Below are 21716 nucleotides of genomic sequence, written 5' to 3'. Positions count from 1 at the left end.
ATTAACGGTGGCAGGCAAGGGTGACCTGGCCCTTGGCTCGGCCGAGGCCGAGCCAGGTGGTCCAGCCGAGACGGCAGGGGCTGACGGCTTCCAGCCGCCATTGCCGCAACGCGTCCCGCTGCAGATGCAGGCGCAGGTCGTAGTCCAGCTGGTCGCGCAGGGTGAAATTCAGCAAGGCGCGCACGGCGGCGTACCGACTGCCCCCGGGCAGGAATGAATGAAAGGCTTCCCAGTCCAGTTCGAGCAGGTGCAGGCGAAACTTGCCGCCACGATCGCGCACCTGCACACCCAGGACGGCTGTCTCTCCGAGCTGGGCGCTGGCCTGCCCGAGATGCGCGCGTTGTTCTGGGGGAATGACCACTGCGCGCTCTAGGCACTGCTCCAGCTGCAGCTCGGGCTGCTCCAGGTAATAGCGCAGCACCGCTTCGATCAGCGTCGCCGAATGCACCTTGAGGCTGAGCAGGCCGAGATAGGGCAGCAGGCGTTTCCAGTTCAGCTCCGGCGCCTGGCGCAGGCTACTGTCGCCCAGGCCGATCAGACTGAACAGCCGGGCCGACAACTCGTCACGCGCGCCTTCCCGGAAGCGGGCGTGATAGCGATACTTGCGCCAGATCGGCAGCAGCAGCCGGTGCAGCCGGTGATTGAAGAGGTCGAGGAAGTCGCGGGTGGTACGCCCTTGTTCGCCATCGCTCAGTGCCTGTTCGCTGTAGAAGGCCGGCAGCGGCGAACCGCTGCCCATCAGGGCGCCCAGGTTGAATTGCAGGCGGGCGCGCAGCCCGTCGGCGTCCTCGACGAAGTGCAGGCACTCGATATCGCTACCCGGAAAGGCCAGGCTGGGGTTGGCGTGGAACTCCAGCCGTTCATAGAGCTGCTCCTCCGAGAGACTCGGCATCAGGCGCTGCAACTGCAGGAGCACCTGTCCGATACCCTGGAACAGCGAGTACTCGCGGATCTCGCGGCACAGCGCCGAGCGATTCAGATCAGCGGCTGCTGACCCATGCGCGGTGTCCATAGATACACCTCTCCCTGTAGGCTGCGAACACTGAGTTGATGGAAGGAATTCAGGCTGGCGTAGAGCGCGAAGAACTCGTTGAGTACGCTGGCGAACAGGTACAGCTCGCCCTCGCTGCGAAAGCCGCTGGCATCCATGTCCAGCTGGGTGGCGATACCGCGGATCGGCAGGCTGCGGTAGAGGCGATCCACCGGGCGATGGCTGATGCCCTGCAGGGCGGCCAGGCGCTGGTGACTGATACGCTCGGCCTGCCGGTCGTGCTGACTGGGCAGGTCGTAACTGGCCAACACCGTACGCAGGGCCGCGACATCGGTGAGCGACAAATAATTGAGCGATAGATTGGAAACCAGCTGCCACAGCCGGTTGCCGGACAGCACCGGCGCATGACAGGCAGTTGGGGCGGCCAGATTGCGAAAGCCCAGGCCACCCGGGGTATTTTCGGTGGGCAGGCACAGATCACCGGCGCGCAGGCGCTGGGGCAGGTTCTGGTTGGTGCAGGTCAGTTCGATGGACAGGGTGTCCTGATCGGTACCCGGATCGCCAAACGCCAGATAGGTATCGATGCCGCCGTGCAGCAGGGCACTGCGCTGGCGTACGGCATAGTGCGGCCGACAGCTCTGGCCGCCGAAGCTCAGGTCGTGGGCAAAGGATTCGAAGGGTAGATAGTCACGATGGCCCAGGCCGCCCGGTTGCCAGCCGGTCACCCGCTCCACGGCAAAGACCCCCAGGTGTTCGCGGCCGTGGCCGGCCGGAAACAACGGGTACTCGTCGCGCTTGCCGTCGAGGCGGATCGGCAGGGCGTCATGGCGGAACAGATTGACCACCGGGACGCAGTGCAGGCGCAGGTTATCGCGACTGGGAAGCCGCGGCTGCCGGGCGATCCGGGCGATGTCGAAGCGCACCTCCAGCCCGCGGATCTGGCGGCGCACCGGGTCTGCCAGTTGCTTCAGCTTCGTCATTCCCTGAATCGAGACGAAGAGGAATTTCTCCGGAAAGGCGAAATATTCCTGCAGGTGGCGATAGCCGCGGAAGGCATTGGGTGGATAGGGCAGCAGCGCCTCGTCTTCGCCGAAGCCCAGCGGCTGGACCTGGTCGCGAGCGAGCGGCAGGACGAGTTCGCTGCCCTGGAGGTCAGTCAGCGGCTGGCGTTCGGCATCCAGGGGTACCAGGCTCAGACCGGCCAGGTTGTGCAGCAGTGCAAGATAGAGATCCTGACTAAGCGTGCGATCGCCCGCCAGATGCAGCGGCAACTGATGCAGGTCCAGAGCGTCCAGGGTGCCATTGCCGGTGATCTGCAGGCGCAGCGTCAGGCGCGCGCCGCTGCCCTGCTGGGCAAGGCTCAGCTCATCCACGCGTAGCGGTTGGATGGCGGTGGCGAAGCAGGTTCGAAAGCGGCAGCTCACCTCGTCCAGCGCTCGGGATTCCACTTCCGTTCCACGTGGAACCTGAATGGCCGCGCCTGGTGCTGGTAGAGGATCGAATTCGAGGATGGTGCAACTCGGCAGGGGCCGCAGATAATGGGGCCAGAGCAGGTTGAGCAGCGAATGGGTCAATTCCGGCAACTCGTCGTCGAGCTTCTGCCGCAGCCGACCAGTGAGAAAGGCGAAGCCTTCCAGCAGGCGCTCGACATCTGGATCCTGACCAGCCTGGCCCAGAAAGGGTGCCAGCGCAGGATTGCGTTCGGCGAAGCGCGCGCCCAGCTGACGCAACTCGGCCAGCTCGCTCTGGTAGTAGTGATTGAAGGACATGGACCTATCCCTGGCTGACCTTGACCTGGCCGCTGCCATCCAGGCTCGCGGTGAAACGGATGGGGCACCGCTGGCCGTCGAGCTCGAGCTGGCCTTCGAGGGCGAACGCCAGGGTGGTGCCTTCCCGCTGCAGCGGCAGCACCTTCACACCGGACAGGCGCGGCTCGTAGGCGGCCACGAACGCCTCGATGGCCAGCCGCGCACGCTGTAGCGAGTCGTGCAGCGACAGCCGCAAGTCATTGAGGTCGGGCAGTCCGTAGTCGACCTGGATCGGGACGCTGCCGGCACGGGTGCTGAGCATCTTGGCCAGGTGGGCGGCCACCGAGGCGCTCAAGGCGTCGGCGGACGCGCCCTGGTTGTGCGCGCTGCCCGGACCGGCCAGGCGTTCGAACAGACTGCCGTAACTCATGAGCCGTTACTCCTTGTCCAGCTTGCCGACCAGCGACAGGGTGAAATCGGCGCCCTGGTACTTGAAGTGCGGTCTCACGCTCAGGCCCACGCGGAACCAGCCCGGATTACCCTCGACATCGCTGACGCGGATGCTGGCGGCACGCAGCGGTCGACGACCGCGCACCTCGGCGCTGGGGTTTTCCTGATCGGCGACGAACTGACGGATCCACTTGTTGAGTTCCAGCTCGAGGTCGGTGCGCTCCTTGGTGCCACCCAGTTGCTCGCGCTGCAGCACCTTGAGGTAGTGGGCCAGGCGGCTGACGATGAACAGATAGGGCAGCTGGGTACCCAGCTTGTAGTTCAGCTCAGCTGCCCGACCTTCTTCGCTGTTGCCATAGAACTTGGGTTTTTGCGTCGAACAGGCGGAAAAGAAGGCGGCGTTGTCGCTGCCCTTGCGCATGGTCAAGGCGATGAAGCCGGCATCGGCCAGCTCGTATTCGCGACGATCGGAGATCAGCACCTCGGTGGGGATCTTGGTCTCGATCTCGCCCATGCTCTCGAAGTGATGCAGCGGCAGGTCTTCCACCGCGCCGCCGCTCTGCGGACCGACGATATTCGGACACCAGCGGTACGTGGCGAAGCTGTGGGTCAGGCGGGTGGCGAAGGCGTAGGCGGTGTTGCCCCAGAGGTAGTGGGCATGGTCCCGGCTGACGTTTTCGCGATAGGCAAAGGTCTTGACCGGATTCTCTTCCGGATCGTAGGGCGTGCGTAGCAGGAAGCGCGGCAAGGTCAGGCCGACATAGCGCGCGTCTTCCTGCTCGCGGAAACTCTGCCACTTAGCGAATTGCGGACCGTCGAAGTGATCTTTGAGGTCCTTGAGGTCGGGCAGACCGGTAAAGCTTTCCAGGCCGAAGAAGCGCGGACCGGCGGCGGCGATAAAGGGCGCATGAGCCATGGCCGAGACCGCTGCCACCTGTTGCAGAGTGCGGATGTCCGGTGCGGTGGGGTCGAAGTCGTAGTTGGCGATGATGGCGCCGACCGGCTCGCCACCGAACTGGCCGAATTCGGCGGTATAGACGTGCTTGTAGAGGCCCGACTGGACGATGTCCGGCGAATCCTCGAAGTCTTCCAGCAGATCCTGCTTGGAGACGTTGAGCATCTCGATCTTGTTGTTCTCGCGGAAGTCGGTGCGCTCCACCAGCAGGTGCAGGCCGCGCCAGGCGGCCTCCAGCGACTGGAACTCCGCGTGGTGGAGGATCTCGTCGACCTGGCGGCTGAGCTTCTCATCGATCTCGGCGATCATGCGATCGACCAGTGCCTTCTTGACCGGTTGCTGGGCGTTTTGCGGCTTGAGCAGCTCTTCGATAAAGGCGGAGATGCCGCGTTTGGCCACGCCATAGCCCTCGTCGTGGGGCGCGAGGCGAGTCTCGGCGATGATGCGGTCGAGGATGCCACGGTCTTCAGCGACGTCGGCAGCGGGTTGCGGGAGCAGGGTAGCGGTCATGATGATCTTCCTGATCAGACGTCTTGATTCGGCAAGCCGAGTTCGCCGAGCACCGTGGCCCGGGCGACCGGATCGGCGAGCACCTGCTCGATGGCCCTGCGGAACGCCGGGGCGTTGCCGAGCGGCCCCTTGAGCGCCACCAGGGCATCGCGCAGATCCATCAGTTGCTTGAGTTCGGGCACCTGCTGCACCAGCCGCGCCGGGCTGAAGTCGGCCATGGCCTTGAGGTCGAGCTGGACGGCCAGATCGTCCTGGCTGTCGTCCTGCAGGCGATTGGGTACCGCCAGGGTCAGGCCCAGCTGCTGCTTGGCCATCACCTCATCGAAATTGTCCTTGTCGACGGCTACCGGCTTGCGGTCTTCGAGCTTGCGGTCGTCGGCTCGCTGGGTGAAATCGCCCAGCACCATGAGCTTGAGGGGCAGTTCGAGTTCTTCCTCGGCACCGCCGCTGGCGGGTCGAACCGTGACGTTGATGCGTTCTTTCAGGGCAACCGAGCCTTCTTTGGCCATGTGTTTCTCCTTGGATATGAGGACAAGCCTCAGTCGAGAGCCGCTTCGAGATCGAGGCGGCAGAGTCGCGGACGCAGCTGTTGCAGCTGCATCCGGCTGTCGGCGGTGGCGGGGAGGGCTTCTAGGCACTGGCGGCGGGCCTGCAGGATCTCCAGCGCCAGTTGCGGCTCCCAGTGCGCCAGCAGGGCGCCGTGTTCGGCATCCAGGGCCGCGAGCTGAAGGTGTGCCAGTTCGAACTGGCGGGCCTGGATCAGCAACCGGACGCTGGCCAGATCCCACAGCAGGCGCTGGCGTTCGCCCTGGGCACTGCAGCTGCGCTGCTGCAGGTGGCGCACGGCGCTCCTGAGGCCGCTCGCGCGCAACTCCCCCAGGGCTTCGGCAAGGGCTTCGCTCCAGCTGTCCTGGCACGCCTCGCTTGAGGCGGAGACGGGTTGCGTCGCCTTAGCCGCCGTCAGACCGGACAGCCAGAGGCGGGTCTGGGCATCGGCAAAGGGTTGCCCGTCATGGAAGGCCAGGGCTTCCAGGCCTGGCAGCCGTTCCAGCAGCAACATCAGCGGCCACTCGATTTCTCGACAACTCGTTGTCGCACCGAGGGCCTGCAGGCACTCCCAGGCCAGCCGCTGGCCATCCAGCCAGAAAGGCGCCCGCGTCAGGCTGACCTCCAGTTCGCCGAGCAGCAGAGAAAAGTCACCGGCGGCCTGGCACTCCTGAAAATATCTCAGGCGATCAGCTGGCAGGCCGCGCAAGCCGGTGACACCCCGGGCATCATGAGCGGGCAGACTGTCGATGCCGCTCCACAGCAAGGCGCGATTCAGCCGCAGGGCGCGGTGGTCGCCGCTCCGCTGACGTAGCCACCAGCCGCTCAGCGTGCGGGCGCTTTCCTGTAGCTGGCGCAGCAGACGATGGGCGTCCTTGTCCGAGTCCAGCGGGCCCTGGAGGGCCTGAGCGGTCACGACCGGGCTGGGTGACAGGGCTGCGATGGTCGACTCCGCTGGAGCGGTGGATTGGATCTGGCGACGTCGTTGCTCATCGAGGCGACGTACCAACGGCAACAGCAGCGGAGCGGCCTCGCCCAGGCGCGGCTGGAGGAGTGCCTCCAACTGGCCGAGCTGGGTACTGAAGGTCTGTAGCCAGTATGCTTCCAGCGTCGTCAGGGCGGCGTTATCGAAGACGCCTTCCAGGCGGATCTGGAGCCAACCGAGCGCCGCGGCGCGAGTACGCTCCTTGCGGGGATAAAGGTCCTGCCAGTGAGCCTCCAGCAATCGCTCAAGCAGAGCCAGGCCGGCTTCCAGCCCCGTCCAGCTCCGGGTGCAGTACAGGGCCCAGGTCAGCCAGACGGCAACGCGCAGGTCCTTGGAGTGCTCACGCAGAAAGGTGGTCGCCTGCTCGGCCGTGGACTCCCAGTCCGGCATGACGTCGCGATGCAGCGCCTGGGTGTTCTGACAGACCGCTTCGAGTCTCTCGAACTCGGGGCTATAGCGGCGATCTTCCCCGACGAAGTTGTCCGTGGTAATGGGGTGATCGGCGACCGCTATATAAATCTGGGCGAACGAAGACAATAAAGTCATCCATGACCTCACAGGTTGAAGTTCCATTCCTTGAACTTCCCAAGGCGAAAAATGCTGGAGAATTTTTCAGCCTGTTGCTGAGCAGCTATTGGCTCAAAATGTCTGAGGTGCGCATCCTAGAGCTGTTTAATGAGCTTTGGTAGCAAAAAATTGTGATCTATGTCCAATTTTTATTGCTTAATTCTTAATGAAAAATAAGCCTATTTAGTGAAGTGACAAAAATTGTCCGAACTAACTGTGGAAACCTGACAGTCATCGTCAGTTTTAAAAGATATGATAAGTCACAACTATAAAGTTATATTTTAAGTTGGGCCGGGCTTGCCTGCTCGCGAAGCTATTAAAGCCATCCATATTCCGCCATCGACAGCGGCTCCCCATCCCCCACGATGAAATGATCCAGCACCCGCACATCGATCAGCGCCAGGGCGTCCTTGAGGCGGGTGGTGAGCAGGCGGTCGGCCTGGCTGGGTTCGGCGATGCCGGAGGGGTGGTTGTGGGTCAGAATGACGGCAGCGGCGTTGTGGGCGAGGGCGCGCTTGACCACCTGGCGGGGGTAGACGCTGGCGCCGTCGATGGTGCCGTGGAACAGGGCTTCGAAAGCCAGCACCCGGTGGCGGGTGTCGAGGAACAGGCAGCCGAAGATCTCGTGAGGTTCGTGGCGCAGGCGGGCCTTTAGATAGTCGCGGACCTGCTGCGGGCTTTCCAGAGCCGAGTCGCGTTTGAGGCCTTCGGCCAGGTGGCGGCGGCCCATCTCCAGGACCGCCTGCAACTGGCTGAACTTGGCCGGGCCGAGGCCGAGGTGAGCGCTGAAGGCGGCGAGATCGGCCTCCAGCAGGGCTCTGAGGCTGCCAAATTCCCCGAGCAGTTGGCGGGCGAGGTCGACCGCGCTTTTGCCGGCCACGCCGGTGCGCAAGAAGATCGCCAGCAGTTCGGCGTCGGTGAGAGCCTGGGCGCCGCGTTCCAGCAGTTTCTCCCGCGGCCGTTCCTGGGCCGGCCAATCCTTGATGCTCATGGACGCTCCTTGTCTGGCGGGGCGCCTGCGTCCTGCAGGCGCTGTGCTATCTTAACCGGATCATTCGCGGGTGCGCGCAGGCCTCGATTGGCCGTGCGATGCCCGTTCTAGACGGTTCGAGAACGGAAAGGCTATATGCAGCGGCTCCATCGTAAACGCATCGTGCTGGGCGTCGGAGGTGGCATCGCCGCTTACAAGAGCGCCGAGCTGGTGCGCCGACTCAAGGATCAGGGCGCCGAGGTGCGGGTGGTGCTGACCCGCGGCGGTCGCGAATTCATCACGCCGCTGACCCTGCAGGCACTGTCGGGTCTGCCGGTGCATCTGGATCTGCTGGACCCGGCCGCCGAAGCGGCCATGGGGCATATCGAGCTGGCCCGCTGGGCCGATCTGGTGCTGGTCGCGCCGGCCACCGCCGATGTCATGGCGCGCCTGGCCCAGGGCGTGGCGGACGATCTGCTCACGACCTTGGTGCTGGCCACCGATGCCCGGGTCGCCCTGGCACCGGCCATGAACCAGGCCATGTGGCGCGATCCGGCCACCCAGGCCAATGCCGAGCTCCTGCGCAGCCGTGGCATCAAGCTGTTCGGTCCGGCCAGCGGCAGCCAGGCCTGTGGCGACGTCGGCCCCGGCCGGATGCTGGAAGCCACCGACCTTGCCCAGCTCGCCGCCGACTGCTTCCAGCGCCTCGACCTGACCGGTCGCCACGTGGTCATCACCGCGGGGCCGACCCAGGAAAACATCGACCCGGTGCGCTACATCACCAACCACAGCTCCGGCCGCATGGGCTTCGCCCTGGCGGAAGCGGCGGCGGAGGCGGGTGCGCGCGTCAGCCTGGTGAGCGGCCCGGTGCATCTGCCGACCCCTGATCGCGTCGAGCGCATCGATGTGATCAGCGCCCGCGACATGCTGGCCGCCTGCGAGGCGCTGATGCCCTGCGACGTGCTCATCGCCTCGGCGGCGGTGGCGGACTATCGCCCCGAGGTCATCGCGCCGCACAAGCTGAAGAAGGACCCCACCCGCGGTGACGGTCTCCTGCTGGAGCTGGTGCGCAACCCGGATATTCTCGCCACCCTGGCGGGGCGCCCGGATCGGCCCTTCAGCGTCGGCTTCGCCGCGGAAACCCAGAATCTGCTGGAGTACGCCCAGCGCAAGCTGCGCGACAAGAATCTCGACCTCATCGTCGCCAACGACGTGGCCAATCCGGCCATCGGCTTCAACAGCGAAGACAACGCGGTCACCGTGATCGACCGTGGCCTGCACGAGATCCGCTTCGAGCAGACCAGCAAGGGCAAGATCGCCCGGCAGCTCATCGCCCTGATTTCCACCCACCTGAAAGACACCACCCAGAACCATGCATAGCCTTCAAGCCAAGATCCTCGACCCGCGCCTGGGGCGCGATTTCCCGCTGCCGTCCTACGCCACTCCCGGCTCGGCCGGCCTCGACCTGCGCGCCATGCTGCAGGAGGATCTGGTGCTGGAGCCGGGGCAGACCGCGCTGATTCCCACCGGGCTCGCCATCCATGTGGCCGATCCGTCGCTGGCGGCGCTGATCCTGCCGCGCTCGGGCCTGGGCCATAAACACGGCATCGTGCTGGGCAACCTGGTCGGCCTGATCGACTCGGACTACCAGGGCGAGCTGATGGTCTCCTGCTGGAACCGCGGCCAGACCACCTTCACCGTGAGCGTGGGCGAACGTATCGCCCAGCTGATGCTCGTACCTGTGGTGCAGGCGCACTTCGATATCGTCGACAGCTTTACCGAGACCGAGCGGGGCGCTGGCGGCTTCGGCCACTCCGGTACCCGCTGACGCCAGACACGCAAGGCGCGCCGTGACATAAAGGAGAAGAACGGCATGGCAAGGGGCAAGAACGACAAGGATGTGCGCAAGGCGGCCCCCCGGGTCGCTGGCTTGCCCGGCATGGGCGCGGGACTGCTGCTGGCACTCGCCGGCCTGCTGCTGGCCGCGCTGCTGCTGTGGTTCCTGGTGTTGCAGCCGCAGGGCGCGCGCGACCAGGAGCAGCAGGCGGACCAGGCGCTGCAGGCGCAGGCGACCTCCCTCAATCAGCTGCTGGTCGGCCTGACCCGTCGGCTGCAGGGTGTCGCCGGGGATGCCCTGGTGCTGCAGGCCCTGCAGGGCGACGATCCGGCGGCGCGCGCGGCGGCGGAAAGCCAGCTGCGCGAGCGCCTCGGCGTGGTCGACGTGCTGGTGGTGCCGGCCGGCATGCGCCAGATCGAAGACGATCGTCCCGGCCCCCTCAACTATGCTGCCCTCGATCTGCTCAAGCGCCTGGAAAGCGGCCAGCGGACCCCGCCGGAAGCCTATCGACTGGGCGATCGCTGGCTGGTCTACAGCGCCCAACCCATCCGCCGCGGCGATCAGCTGCTTGGCAGCGCCGTACTGGTGGAAGAACTCCCGGCCGTCCTGCAGGGCTGGGCCACGCCACCGGCGAACGTCGGCCAGTGGCGCCTGCTGCAGCAATTTCCCGGTGGCAGCGTGCAGGTGCTGGCCAGTGGCGGCAGCCCCGGTGATCCGGCGCTGATGCGGCGGCTCGCCACCGGCAGCCCGCTCTGGACGCTGGAGTTGGCACCCGCCGCCGAGGCGGGCGCCGATACACCGCTGGGTATCCCCCTGGTGGCGCTGCTGCTGGCGCTGTTTGGCGTGCTGGCGGGCTTTTGGCTGTTTTCCCGGGAGCTGTCACGCCGGCTCCGTGACGACGTCCGCAGTCTGACGGCCTATGCCGAGGAACTAGAAGCCAATCAGATAGCCAAAAGCCCGACTTTGCGCCTGGCGGTAATGGAACCCGTGGCCAAGTCGACGGCCCGATTGGCCAGCCGATCGGCCGGGTCGTCGCCGGACCTGTACGCCACCGCTCCCAGCGATGCGGTGGCCAAGACCCTGGCGGAGTTTGCCGACAGAGGCCGCTCTCAGCAGAGCGAGCCGCTGTTCCAGACCACCGACATCCTCGATATCAGTATCCTCGACGAAGACCAGGATCTCCTGGGATTGGAGAAACCCCCGATGAGCACTACCCCGCAAGCCCCCCAACTCAACGCCAGCATCTTCCGCGCCTACGATATCCGTGGCGTGGTGGGTGACTCCCTGACCGCCGAAGCCGCCTACTGGATCGGGCGCGCCATCGGCTCGGAGAGCCTGGCACGTGGCGAGCCCAACGTGGCCGTCGGCCGTGACGGCCGCCTGTCCGGCCCCGAGCTGGTCGCCCAACTGATCAAGGGCGTGGCCGACAGCGGCGCCAATGTCAGCGATGTCGGCATGGTGCCGACCCCGGTGCTCTACTACGCCGCCAACGTGCTCGAAGGCAAGTCCGGCGTCATGCTGACCGGCAGCCACAACCCGCCGGACTACAACGGCTTCAAGATCGTCATCGCCGGCGAGACCCTGGCCAACGAATCCATCCAGCGTCTGCGCGAGCGCATCGAGACCGGTGACGTGGCCAGCGGCCAGGGCCAGATCAAGCAGGTCGACGTGCTCAAGAGCTACGCCGACTACATCCGCAACGACGTGGTGCTGGCCAAGAAGCTCAAGGTGGTGGTGGACGCCGGCAACGGTGTCGCCGCGGTCAACGCGCCCCAGCTGATCGAGTCCCTGGGCTGCGAGGTCATCCCGCTGTTCTGCGAGGTGGACGGCAACTTCCCCAACCACCACCCGGATCCGGGCAAGCCCGAGAACCTGGAAGACCTGATCGCCAAGGTCAAGGAAACCGGTGCCGACCTGGGCCTGGCCTTTGACGGCGACGGCGACCGCGTCGGCGTGGTGACCAACGAAGGCAAGATCATCTATCCCGACCAGCTGCTGATGCTGTTCGCCAAGGACGTGGTCTCCCGCAACCCGGGCGCCGACATCATCTTCGACGTCAAATGCACCCGTCGCCTGAACAACCTCATCGCCGGCTACGGCGGTCGTCCCATCATGTGGAAGACCGGCCACTCGCTGATCAAGAAGAAGATGAAGGAAACCGGCGCGCTGCTGGCCGGCGAGATGAGCGGCCACGTGTTCTTCAAGGAGCGCTGGTTCGGTTTCGACGACGGCATCTACAGCGCCGTGCGTCTGCTGGAGATCCTCAGCCAGGAGAAGAACAGCGCCCAACAGGTGTTCGATACCTTCCCGGTAGACATCTCCACCCCGGAGATCAATATCCAGGTGACCGAAGAGAACAAGTTCGGCATCATCGAAACCCTGCAGCGCGACGCCCAGTGGGGCGATGCCCAGATCACCACCCTGGACGGCGTCCGCGTCGATTACCAGAACGGTTGGGGCCTGGTGCGTGCGTCCAACACCACGCCGGTGCTGGTGCTGCGCTTCGAGGCGGAAACCCTCGAAGAGCTGGAGCGCATCAAGACGGTGTTCCGCAAGCAGCTGCTGGCGGTACAGCCGGATCTGAATCTGCCGTTCTGACCTCGGGTCAGCGGTAGCACAGAGGGCGCCTAGGCGCCCTTTGTCTTTTCTATGTCGACCTTGAGAGGTGAGCCATGACCCTGAGCCGCGAGGATGCCTCGCACGTCGCCGAGGTGCTGTCCGAGGCGCTGCCCTATATCCGCCGGTTCGTCGGCAAGACGCTGGTGATCAAGTACGGCGGCAACGCCATGGAGAGTGACGAGCTCAAGGCCGGTTTCGCCCGTGACATCGTGCTGATGAAGGCGGTGGGCATCAACCCGGTGGTGGTGCACGGCGGCGGTCCGCAGATCGGCGACCTGCTCAAGCGCCTGTCCATCGAAAGCCACTTCATCGATGGCATGCGCGTCACCGACGCCCAGACCATGGACGTGGTGGAGATGGTGCTGGGCGGCCAGGTCAACAAGGACATCGTCAACCTGATCAACCGCCATGGCGGCAAGGCCATCGGCCTGACCGGCAAGGACGCGGGCCTGATCCGCGCCACCAAGCTCAAGGTCAGCCGGCAGACGCCGGAAATGACCAAGCCGGAGATCATCGACATCGGCCATGTGGGCGAGGTCACCGGGGTCAACACCGATCTGATCAACATGCTGGTGCGTGGCGACTTCATCCCGGTCATTGCGCCCATCGGTGTGGGTCCGGACGGCGAGTCCTACAACATCAACGCCGACCTGGTGGCGGGCAAGGTGGCCGAGGCACTCAAGGCCGAGAAGCTGATGCTGCTGACCAACATCGCCGGCCTGATGGACAAGCAGGGCCAGGTGCTCACCGGGCTGTCCACCGAGCAGGTCAATTCGCTGATCGCCGACGGCACCATCTACGGCGGCATGCTGCCAAAGATCCGCTGCGCGCTGGAAGCGGTGCAGGGCGGCGTGCAGAGCGCCCACATCATCGATGGCCGGGTGCCCAACGCGGTGCTGCTGGAAATCTTCACCGACGTCGGCGTCGGTACCCTGATCTCCAACCGCAAGCGCTGAGCGCTTTCGGTCGGACCAGAAACGGCGCCCCAGGGCGCCGTTTTCATTGCAGGCCCGGACTCACTGCTCCCAGCTGGCCTTGGGCAGGGTCAGGCCATGCTGGCCGTTGTAGGCCGCCCGCTTGGGCGATTCCCAACCCTGCAGCAACGCCTCCTCGACCCGGTAGATCTCCACGCCCAGCGGGCGGCAGACCTTGAGCGGGTCCTCGGCGTCAGGACCCCACATCGCCAGGGACAGATCGCCGCCCGGGCAGGTGGACAGGGCGCAGAGCACGTCGATCTCGGCGAAGAATTCCAGGTAGTCGCCGGGCTTGGCCGGGCAGGCCTTCATGAAGTAGAGGTCGTCATGGTTGAGGCCGGTGCACTGGAAGATGTTCAGCACGTCGTGGACATCGAATTCGGTGAGGCCGTGGGGCAGCACCGCGCGGGTCAGATTCGAGTGGCAGTGGTGGTGGAAGTCCTCGCCGGTGAGCATCTTGTTGACGTAGGGATCGCAGCGGGTGCCGAGCAGGTCATGCAGGCGGCCGCCGTGTTCGTCGATGCCGTAGCCGGCCAGGCTGTCGTCGGTGATGGTCAGCAGCGGACGCAGGAAGGGCAGGTTCGACCAGAGGCGGTCGTAGGTGCTGACGTGGGCCCCCTGCAGTTGCCGGGTGCGCGCGGCCCACATGCGCTCGCGTGGGTCCTCGGCGTTCCAGACGTTGAAGTCGCCCACCTGGGGACCGTGCGGGGTAGTGACGCGGAACAGATGGCCCGCCGGGACCTTCCAGGCGCGACCGGTGCGGATCGGGATCTCGAATTGCTCGATCAGGGTACGCGCGTCCTTGTCCTCGCGCAGGCGATCGTAGAAGGCCTGGTCGACCTGCAGGGCGGAACCCTGGGTGGACTGGTAGGCGGCGGGGTAGTCCTTGTACATGGGAGGTCTCCTCGGTCAGAGCGGCCTGGCTGCGCTCAGCAGATCCAGCAGCCGGTTTTCGGAATCGTCGAGATAGCTGGCCATGGCCTCGGCCGCCGCCTGGCGCTGTCCGGCGGCGAGCAGGTGGTGGATCTGGCGGTCGCGGATGATCCAGGGCCGCTGGAAGTGCTCCTCGTCGGGCGCGAGGGAAAACAGCAGGCGTATCTGGGCGGCGACGGTGGCGAAGAATTCATCGAACAACGGACTGCCCAGTAGGCCGACGATGTGCTGATGGAAATGCAGGCCGTGGGTGCCGAGGGCGCGCCAGTCTTCACGCGACTGCGCCAGTTCGGCGGCCTCCAGCGCGTCCAGCATCCGATCGGACTGGTATTCGCGCAGCGGGCGGCTGGTGAGGATGGCCTGCAGTTCCAGGGTGCGGCGCACGGTAAAGAGGTCGCGCACCTCGGCCAGGCCCAGGCGCCGCACCATCACCCCCTTGTGCCGCACATAGGTGGCCAGGCCCTCGCGATCCAGCTGGTGCAGGGCTTCGCGAATGGTGTTGCGCGAGGCGTTGTAGGCCTTGACCAGTTCAGCCTCGACCAGCGCCGTACCGGGTAGCAGGCGACCGCCGATGATGTCTTCGCGCATTTCCAGCAGCAGCTGAGCCCCCAGGGACAGCGCGCCTGCGTCTTTGCCGCTCATAGGTCTTCACGCCCGATTGTTCAACAATGCGTAGAAAATCGAACTGCACGGTACGTGCCAGAATATGGCGTGAAGAGGCGGCAACCTTGTCGTGCCGCCCAGCAGGCCATGGGCGGAGGGGGCCGCCGGCAGCGTGCTCAGAAGGGCTAGCGATCCGTGGCCTGAGCCGCTTCCAGTCGCTGCATGCGCGCACGATCGGCGTCGAAGGCCGCGCTGGTGCTGGTGCGCAATTCGGCGTAGCGCTGCAGATCGGCCTGCAGACGCACCTGATCGGCGGCCGCGGCGTCGAGGCGGGCCTGGAGGTCCGCCGGAAGCGCCTGGCCATTGCGCTGCTGCACCGCCGCCTGCTCCATCAACTGGCTCTGCAGCTGGCGTGCGGCCTCAAGGTTAGCCCTCTTGATCTGCATCAGGCCATCGAGCTCCGTCAGCTTGCGCGCCTTGGCGCGGTCGACGTCCTCGACATTGCTGTAGAGCTTGCGCAGCTGGCCATCGATCACGGCCTGCTGGCGCTCGCGCGCCTGGCGGTCGAGTTCGGCGGCGGGCAGGGCCGGGGCGACCTTGCGGATTACCCGGCCCTGTTCGTTCAGCACGTCATAGCCCTTGCCGGCGTATTCCGGCGGCACGCCCTGGCGGTCGATGACCAGGGTGCCGTTGCGGTCCAGATAGCGGTACAGCTCGGCCGCCTGGCCGGCCAGCGGCAGGGCGATGAGCAACAGGCTGGCAGCGGCGCGACGTACGACCATGGCCGTCTCTCCTGGGGCTAGATGCCGTATTGAGCGCGATAGTCCTGGACGGCGGGGAGGTGACGCTTGAGCTCGGCGTCCTCGGCCAGGTATTCGAGCACCTGATCCAGGGCGACGATGCTGAGCACCGGAATGCCGTAGTCGCGCTCGACTTCCTGGATGGCCGACAATTCGCCGCGGCCACGCTCCTGGCGGTTCAGGGCGATGAGCACCCCGGCCGCACTGGCGCCCTGGCCTTCGATGATCTGCATGACCTCGCGGATGGCGGTGCCGGCGGTGATGACGTCATCGATGATCAGCGCCCGACCGGTCAGGGGCGCGCCCACCAGCAGGCCGCCTTCGCCGTGGTCCTTGGCTTCCTTGCGGTTGAAGCACCAGGGCACGTCGCGGCCGTGGTGCTCGACCAGGGCCACCGCCGTGGCCGCGGCCAGGGGGATGCCCTTGTAGGCCGGGCCGAAGAGCACATCGAAGGGCAGGTTGGCCTGCACCAGCGCATCGGCATAGCAACGGCCGAGCTGGGCCAGGGCCGCACCGCTGTGGAACAGGCCGGCGTTGAAGAAATAGGGGCTGATACGACCCGATTTCAGGGTGAATTCACCAAAGCGCAGAACTCCGCGCTCGATGGCGAAACGAATGAAATTACGCTGATACGCCTGCATATAAGTCCTTGCGCGGCTTGTATTTAGCTAAACCGGTTTAGCTCGGGTATCATACATCCACGATTTTTTGGGGGCCATTTATGCGGATCATCAGCTTGAACGTCAATGGTATTCAGGACGCTGTGGAGCGGGGCCTGTTGCCCTGGCTTAAGGCGCAGAATGCCGACGTGATCTGCTTGCAGGATACGCGCGCCTCTTCTTACGACATGGACGATCCGGCCTATGCGCTGGAGGGTTACATCCTCTATGCCTGCGACGCCGAAGTGCCGTCCCAGGGTGGGGTCGCGCTCTATACGCGGGTCCAGCCGAAGGCGGTGATCAGCGGCCTGGGCTTCGAGTCCTGCGATCGCTTCGGTCGCTACCTGCAGGCGGACTTCGACAAGGTCAGTATCGCCACCCTGCTGCTGCCTTCGGGCAAGCGCGGTGACGAAGACCTGAACATGAAATTCAAGTTCATGGACGACTTCACCCACTACCTGAACAAGCAGCGCCGCAAGCGCCGCGAGTACATCTATTGCGGCTCGCTGTACGTGGCGCACCAGAAGCAGGACGTGAAGAACTGGCGCGACTGCCAGCAGATCCCCGGTTTCCTGGCGCCCGAGCGGGCCTGGATGGACGAGGTGATCGGCAACATGGGCTATGTGGATGCCCTGCGCGAAGTGAGCCGCGAAGGCGACCAGTTCAGCTGGTGGCCGGACAGCGACCAGGCCGAGCACCTCAACCTGGGCTGGCGCTTCGACTACAACATCCTGACCCCGGGTCTGCGCCGCTTCGTCCGCTCGGCGCGCCTGCCGCGGCAACCGCGCTTCTCCGAGCACGCGCCGCTGATCGTCGACTACGACTGGACCCTGAGCATCTGATCCAGACGCTGCTCCAGAACGAAAAAACCAGCCCGAGGGCTGGTTTTTTGTTGGGCGACTATTTCACCAGGATCACCGGCAAGGGCACCTGATGGACCACGCGATGGGCCACCGAGCCGAGCAGCAGGCCGCTGAGCGAGCCCAGGCCGCGGGTGCCCATGACCACGGTGTCCACCTGCAGGCGCCGCGCCGTCTCGCCGATGGTCTCGGCGATGCCGCCGAAGCCCACGTGGGTCTGGGCCTCGATACCGGCTTCGAGCAGGGCCGGGCGCGCCCGGACGAGGATGTCTTCGGCCTTGTCCTGCAGGCTGCCGCGCCATTCGCGCAGGATGCGGTCGTCGAAGGGCGCGCCGTAGATCTCCGGCTCGTTCTGGACGTTGAGCAGGTGCAGCTCCAGCGACAGCCCGGCCTTCACCAGGTCGAGGATGTAGCGCAGGGCGTTGTCGGCGCTGGGGGAACCGTCGTAGGCGACCAGGACAGTGTGCATGGGGCATCTCCACGAGAGGGGTATGCCTTCATGCTAGACCCTGGCTGTCAGGGGCGCTTGATCCCAATCAAGGCCGCGGCCTCAATGCCCCACCCAGTTGCGCGCGCCCTTGGGAATCACCTCGGATTCGTCCAGCTTGCTGGCGAACATGCTCACGGCTTCCACGGCGTCGCTGGCCCCATCGCGGATCTGCACGATCACCGCACCGGCCTGGTCGGCCAGCTCGACGCCCTTGACCGCTCGACCCTGGGTGCTTTCCATGCTGGCGACCGCCTGCTGGGTCTCGCTCAGGATCCGCCCGATCATCTCGGCGATCTCCGCCGTGGCGCTGCTGGTGCGTCCCGCCAGCTGGCGGACCTCGTCAGCGACCACGGCGAAGCCACGCCCCTGGTCACCGGCGCGCGCGGCCTCGATGGCGGCGTTGAGCGCCAGCAGGTTGGTCTGGTCGGCGATGCCGCGGATGGTGTTGACGATGGCGGTGATCTGCTCGGAGCGCTGGCCCAGCTGGCCGATCACCTCGGCGGAGGCGCTGACGTTGTGGGCGATCTCGCGCATCTCGCCGGCGGCCGCCTGGATGATCCGGGTGCCGTGCTCGGCGACCTTCTCGGTCTCGGCGGAGATGTGATAGGCCCGCGAGGCGCTGCGGCTGTCGCTTTCGTGCTTTTCCACCCGCTCGCTGATGTCGCTGGCGTACTTGACCACCTTGTATAGCCGACCGGTGGCGTCGTACACCGGGTTGTAGCTCGCCTCCAGCCAGACCACCCGGCCGTGCTTGCCCAGCCGCTTGAACTGGCCGCGAAAGAACTCGCCGGCATTGAGGCGGCGCCAGAAGTCGGCGTATTCACTGCTATTGACCAGGGCCGGCTCGCAGAACAGGCGATGCTGCTGGCCCTGGATCTCCTTTAGGCTGTAGCCCAGGGTGGCCAGGAAATTGTCGTTGGCCGTGAGGATGCGCCCGTCCAGGTCGAATTCGATGCGCGCCAGGGCGCGGTCCAAGGCCTTGAGGTTGCTCTGGGCTTCGCTGTCGCGCTCGACCTGGGCGGTGACGTCGAGGGCGTACTTCACCACCTTGGCGATCCTGCCGCTGCTGCCGGGCACCGGGTTGTAGCTGGCTTCCAGCCAGAGGGTACGGCCCTGGGCGTCCAGGCGGTGGAAGGTGCCGGAAACGAAATCGCCGCGCTTGAGGCGGGCCCAGAAATCGCCATAGTCGCGACCCTGCACCACGTTGGCCGGACAGAGCCGGCGATGGTGCTGACCGACCAGGGTGTCGGCACGATAGCCGGTCAGGCGGAGAAAGTTGTCGTTGGCACGCAGGACGGTACCGTCGGTATCGAACTCGATCACCGCCATGGACCGCTCCAGCGCCTGGGTCAGGCCCTGGTTGGCGTGCAACTCGGCCTCCAGCCGAGCGATGGTCTTCTTGTGGTGCGCATTGAACATGGCAGAACTCGCTGGCCGGGGGAGAGGTAGTCAGCCTATCGGCGCGGATCGGAGCGACTTGATGGCACCCGGCGAACGGCAGAACTCGGCCGTTGAGTGGCTGTCGCAAACGCGCCGGCCCGGGGCGTAAACAGGCATCTTGGGGTCTGGGGCCGGGCCTACCATCGCGGCCAAGGGGGTGGTTTTCACCGCCACAGACTTTAGGAGCGCCGCGATGTTCAGCAAGCAGGACCAAATCCAGGGCTACGATGATGCGTTGTTCGCCGCCATGGGCGAGGAAGCGCGGCGCCAGGAGCATCACCTGGAACTGATCGCGTCCGAAAACTACACCAGCCAGCGCGTCATGGAAGCCCAGGGCAGCGTGCTGACCAACAAGTACGCCGAAGGCTATCCGGGCAAGCGCTACTACGGTGGCTGCGAGCATGTCGACAAGGTCGAGCAGCTGGCCATCGAGCGCGCCAAGCAGCTATTCGGCGCCGACTACGCCAACGTCCAGCCGCACTCCGGCTCCCAGGCCAACTCGGCTGTCTACCTGGCGCTGCTGCAGCCTGGCGACACCATCCTGGGCATGAGCCTGGCCCACGGCGGTCACCTGACCCACGGTGCCAAGGTCAGCTCCTCCGGCAAGCTCTACAACGCCGTCCAGTACGGCATCGACACCGATACCGGGCTGATCGACTACGACGAGATCCAGCGTCTGGCCGAAGAGCACAAGCCCAAGATGATCGTGGCGGGTTTCTCCGCCTACTCCAAGACCCTGGACTTCCAGCGCTTTCGCGACATCGCCGACAGCGTGGGTGCTCTGCTGTTCGTCGACATGGCCCACGTGGCCGGTCTGGTCGCCGCCGGGGTCTACCCGAACCCGGTGCCCTTCGCCGACGTGGTGACCACCACCACCCACAAGACCCTGCGCGGCCCCCGTGGCGGCCTGATCCTGTGCAAGGCCAACGCCGACATCGAGAAGAAGCTCAACGCCGCGGTATTCCCGGGTGCCCAGGGTGGTCCGCTGATGCACGTCATCGCCGGCAAGGCGGTGTGCTTCAAGGAAGCCCTCGAGCCGGGCTTCAAGACCTATCAGCAGCAGGTGATCAGGAACGCCCAGGCCATGGCCGGCGTGTTCAAGGCCCGCGGCTTCGACGTGGTCTCCGGTGGCACCGACAACCACCTGTTCCTGGTCAGCCTGATCAAGCAGGGTATCACCGGCAAGGACGCGGACGCCGCCCTGGGGCGCGCCTGCATCACCGTGAACAAGAACGCCGTGCCCAACGATCCCCAGTCGCCCTTCGTGACCTCGGGTCTGCGCATCGGCACTCCGGCCCTGACCACCCGCGGCCTGGGCGTCAGCGAAAGCGAACGCGTCGCCGGCTGGATCTGCGACATCCTCGACCACCTCGGCGATGCCGATGTGGAAGCCCAGGTGGCGCGCCAGGTGGCCGCGCTGTGCCGTGACTACCCGGTTTACCGCTAGTCGCCACGCGCCTGACGCAACCCTTATCCAACCCCTTTCCCCCTTTGCGGAAAGGGGCGTCGTCTGCAGGAGTCTCCAGATGCAACGCTATTCCGGCTTCGGCCTCTTCAAGCACTCCCTGAGCCATCACGAGAACTGGCAGCGGATGTGGCGCACCCCGACGCCCAAGCCGGTGTACGACGTGGTCATCGTCGGCGGTGGCGGTCACGGCCTGGCCACCGCCTACTATCTCGCCAAGCAATTCGGCGTGAAGAACGTCGCGGTGATCGAGAAAGGCTGGCTGGGCGGCGGCAACACCGCGCGCAACACCACCATCGTCCGCTCCAACTACCTGTGGGACGAATCGGCGCACCTCTATGAGCACGCCATGAAGCTGTGGGAGGGCCTGTCCCAGGACCTCAACTACAACGTCATGTTCTCCCAGCGCGGCGTCTACAACCTCTGCCACACCCTGCAGGACATGCGCGATTCCGAGCGCCGGGTCAGCGCCAACCGCTTGAACGGCGTGGACGGCGAACTGCTCGACACCCGCCAGGTGGCCGAGGAGATTCCCTACCTGGACTGCAGCAAGAACACCCGCTACCCGATCTTCGGTGCCACCGTGCAGCGCCGCGGCGGCGTGGCCCGTCACGATGCCGTGGCCTGGGGCTTCGCCCGCGCCGCCGACGCCCTGGGCGTCGACCTGATCCAGCAGACCGAGGTCACCGGCTTCCGCAAGCAGGACGGCAAGGTGATCGGCGTGGAAACCAACCGTGGCTTCATTGGCGCCCGCCGCGTCGGCGTGGTCACCGCCGGCAACTCCGGGCACATGGCCAAGCTGGCCGGCTTCCGCCTGCCGCTGGAATCCCACCCGCTGCAGGCGCTGGTGTCCGAGCCGATCAAGCCCATCATCGACAGCGTCATCATGTCCAACGCGGTACACGGCTACATCAGCCAGTCCGACAAGGGCGACCTGGTGATCGGCGCCGGTATCGACAGCTGGGTCGGCTACGGCCAGCGCGGCTCCTACCCGGTGATCGAGCACACCCTGCAGGCCATCGTCGAGATGTTCCCGATCCTCTCGCGGGTGCGCATGAACCGCCAGTGGGGCGGCATCGTCGACACCTCGCCCGACGCCTGCCCGATCATTTCCAAGACCCCGGTGGAAAATCTGTTCTTCAACTGCGGCTGGGGTACCGGCGGCTTCAAGGCCACCCCCGGCTCGGGCAACGTCTTCGCGGCGTCGCTCGCCTCCGGCGAGATGCATCCGCTGGCCAAGCCCTTCTCCATCGACCGTTTCCACACCGGCGCGCTGATCGACGAACACGGCGCAGCGGCCGTCGCGCACTAAGG

The 21716-nt window shown here is 65.6% G+C and carries 19 protein-coding genes and 2 pseudogenes; 7 read left to right on the top strand and 14 right to left on the bottom strand.

The features are described from left to right. Position 1: 1 nt before the first annotated feature. The 7 genes from tssG to radC all read right to left on the bottom strand — a co-directional run bounded on the left by tssG (position 2) and on the right by radC (position 7743). Positions 2-1012, bottom strand: a complete 1011-nt coding sequence (gene tssG, locus PSK12I2_RS0112350; protein WP_027598643.1) for a type VI secretion system baseplate subunit TssG — start codon at positions 1010-1012, stop codon at positions 2-4. Continuing rightward, positions 976-2760 (bottom strand): type VI secretion system baseplate subunit TssF, encoded by a 1785-nt coding sequence (gene tssF, locus PSK12I2_RS0112345; protein ID WP_027598642.1) that lies wholly within the window; start codon positions 2758-2760, stop codon positions 976-978. The genes tssG and tssF overlap by 37 nt, the downstream gene beginning before the upstream one ends. Before the next feature lie 4 nt (positions 2761-2764). After that, a complete protein-coding gene (gene tssE, locus PSK12I2_RS0112340; RefSeq protein WP_027598641.1) occupies positions 2765-3169 on the bottom strand; it encodes a type VI secretion system baseplate subunit TssE in 405 nt (134 codons plus the stop codon). A 6-nt stretch (positions 3170-3175) separates the two neighbouring features. After that, positions 3176-4654 carry a type VI secretion system contractile sheath large subunit gene (tssC, locus tag PSK12I2_RS0112335; protein WP_027598640.1) on the bottom strand — a complete coding sequence of 493 codons (1479 nt, stop codon included), beginning with the start codon at positions 4652-4654 and terminating at the stop codon, positions 3176-3178. A gap of 14 nt (positions 4655-4668) precedes the next feature. Beyond that, entirely contained in the window at positions 4669-5163 is a 495-nt protein-coding gene (gene tssB, locus PSK12I2_RS0112330) for a type VI secretion system contractile sheath small subunit (RefSeq protein ID WP_027598639.1), read from the bottom strand. Positions 5164-5192: 29 nt separating this feature from the next. Continuing rightward, on the bottom strand, positions 5193-6722 hold the full coding sequence (tssA, locus tag PSK12I2_RS0112325; RefSeq protein ID WP_051398719.1) for a type VI secretion system protein TssA: 1530 nt from the start codon (positions 6720-6722) through the stop codon (positions 5193-5195). 346 nt (positions 6723-7068) lie between these two features. Next, positions 7069-7743 carry a DNA repair protein RadC gene (gene radC, locus PSK12I2_RS0112320; protein WP_027598637.1) on the bottom strand — a complete coding sequence of 225 codons (675 nt, stop codon included), beginning with the start codon at positions 7741-7743 and terminating at the stop codon, positions 7069-7071. Between the two features lie 135 nt (positions 7744-7878). Between radC and coaBC the strand changes: the two genes are divergently transcribed. The 4 genes from coaBC (at position 7879) to argB (ending at position 13134) form a co-directional block, all read left to right on the top strand. Continuing rightward, on the top strand, positions 7879-9102 hold the full coding sequence (gene coaBC, locus PSK12I2_RS0112315) for a bifunctional phosphopantothenoylcysteine decarboxylase/phosphopantothenate--cysteine ligase CoaBC (protein ID WP_027598636.1): 1224 nt from the start codon (positions 7879-7881) through the stop codon (positions 9100-9102). Then, positions 9095-9550, top strand: a complete 456-nt coding sequence (gene dut, locus PSK12I2_RS0112310) for a dUTP diphosphatase (RefSeq protein ID WP_027598635.1) — start codon at positions 9095-9097, stop codon at positions 9548-9550. The genes coaBC and dut overlap by 8 nt, the downstream gene beginning before the upstream one ends. Before the next feature lie 1212 nt (positions 9551-10762). After that, positions 10763-12157, top strand: coding sequence for a phosphomannomutase/phosphoglucomutase (gene algC / locus PSK12I2_RS25145; protein ID WP_197027426.1), 1395 nt, complete (start codon positions 10763-10765; stop codon positions 12155-12157). 74 nt (positions 12158-12231) lie between these two features. Then, entirely contained in the window at positions 12232-13134 is a 903-nt protein-coding gene (gene argB / locus PSK12I2_RS0112300; protein ID WP_007160051.1) for an acetylglutamate kinase, read from the top strand. Between the two features lie 60 nt (positions 13135-13194). Here the strand turns inward: argB and PSK12I2_RS0112295 are convergent, their stop codons facing one another. The 4 genes from PSK12I2_RS0112295 to pyrE form a co-directional block, all read right to left on the bottom strand. Then, positions 13195-14046, bottom strand: coding sequence for a DUF1989 domain-containing protein (locus tag PSK12I2_RS0112295; RefSeq protein ID WP_027598633.1), 852 nt, complete (start codon positions 14044-14046; stop codon positions 13195-13197). Positions 14047-14061: 15 nt separating this feature from the next. After that, on the bottom strand, positions 14062-14727 hold the full coding sequence (locus PSK12I2_RS0112290; protein ID WP_027598632.1) for a GntR family transcriptional regulator: 666 nt from the start codon (positions 14725-14727) through the stop codon (positions 14062-14064). Between the two features lie 146 nt (positions 14728-14873). Continuing rightward, positions 14874-15470, bottom strand: a complete 597-nt coding sequence (locus PSK12I2_RS23945; protein WP_037007696.1) for a hypothetical protein — start codon at positions 15468-15470, stop codon at positions 14874-14876. A 17-nt stretch (positions 15471-15487) separates the two neighbouring features. Beyond that, positions 15488-16129, bottom strand: a complete 642-nt coding sequence (pyrE, locus tag PSK12I2_RS0112280; RefSeq protein ID WP_007160047.1) for an orotate phosphoribosyltransferase — start codon at positions 16127-16129, stop codon at positions 15488-15490. Positions 16130-16209: 80 nt separating this feature from the next. Between pyrE and PSK12I2_RS0112275 the strand changes: the two genes are divergently transcribed. Then, positions 16210-16989: an exodeoxyribonuclease III gene (locus tag PSK12I2_RS0112275; RefSeq protein WP_027598631.1), complete on the top strand. Its 780-nt coding sequence runs from the start codon at positions 16210-16212 to the stop codon at positions 16987-16989. A gap of 58 nt (positions 16990-17047) precedes the next feature. Here PSK12I2_RS0112275 and PSK12I2_RS0112270 read toward each other — a convergent pair whose 3' ends face one another. From PSK12I2_RS0112270 to PSK12I2_RS25500, 3 genes and pseudogenes are all read right to left on the bottom strand, one after another. Further along, the gene (locus PSK12I2_RS0112270) at positions 17048-17476 is read right to left on the bottom strand and encodes a universal stress protein (protein ID WP_027598630.1); all 429 of its coding nucleotides are present in this window, start codon (positions 17474-17476) and stop codon (positions 17048-17050) included. 81 nt (positions 17477-17557) lie between these two features. Then, a pseudogene (locus PSK12I2_RS25505) lies at positions 17558-18034 on the bottom strand (methyl-accepting chemotaxis protein); the annotation flags it as partial. A gap of 111 nt (positions 18035-18145) precedes the next feature. Continuing rightward, positions 18146-18916: pseudogene (locus tag PSK12I2_RS25500) on the bottom strand (PAS domain-containing protein); the annotation flags it as partial. 214 nt (positions 18917-19130) lie between these two features. Here PSK12I2_RS25500 and glyA point away from each other — a divergent pair. Both glyA and PSK12I2_RS0112255 read left to right on the top strand, forming a co-directional pair. Further along, positions 19131-20384: a serine hydroxymethyltransferase gene (glyA, locus tag PSK12I2_RS0112260; RefSeq protein WP_027598628.1), complete on the top strand. Its 1254-nt coding sequence runs from the start codon at positions 19131-19133 to the stop codon at positions 20382-20384. Between the two features lie 79 nt (positions 20385-20463). Continuing rightward, positions 20464-21714: a sarcosine oxidase subunit beta family protein gene (locus PSK12I2_RS0112255; protein ID WP_017639231.1), complete on the top strand. Its 1251-nt coding sequence runs from the start codon at positions 20464-20466 to the stop codon at positions 21712-21714. Positions 21715-21716 lie beyond the last annotated feature (2 nt).

It is taken from the genome of Pseudomonas sp. MOIL14HWK12:I2, assembly GCF_000510745.1.
GTDB classification, from domain to species: Bacteria; Pseudomonadota; Gammaproteobacteria; order Pseudomonadales; family Pseudomonadaceae; genus Chryseomonas; species Chryseomonas oryzihabitans.
This window is presented reverse-complemented; position numbering and strand designations above follow the sequence as displayed.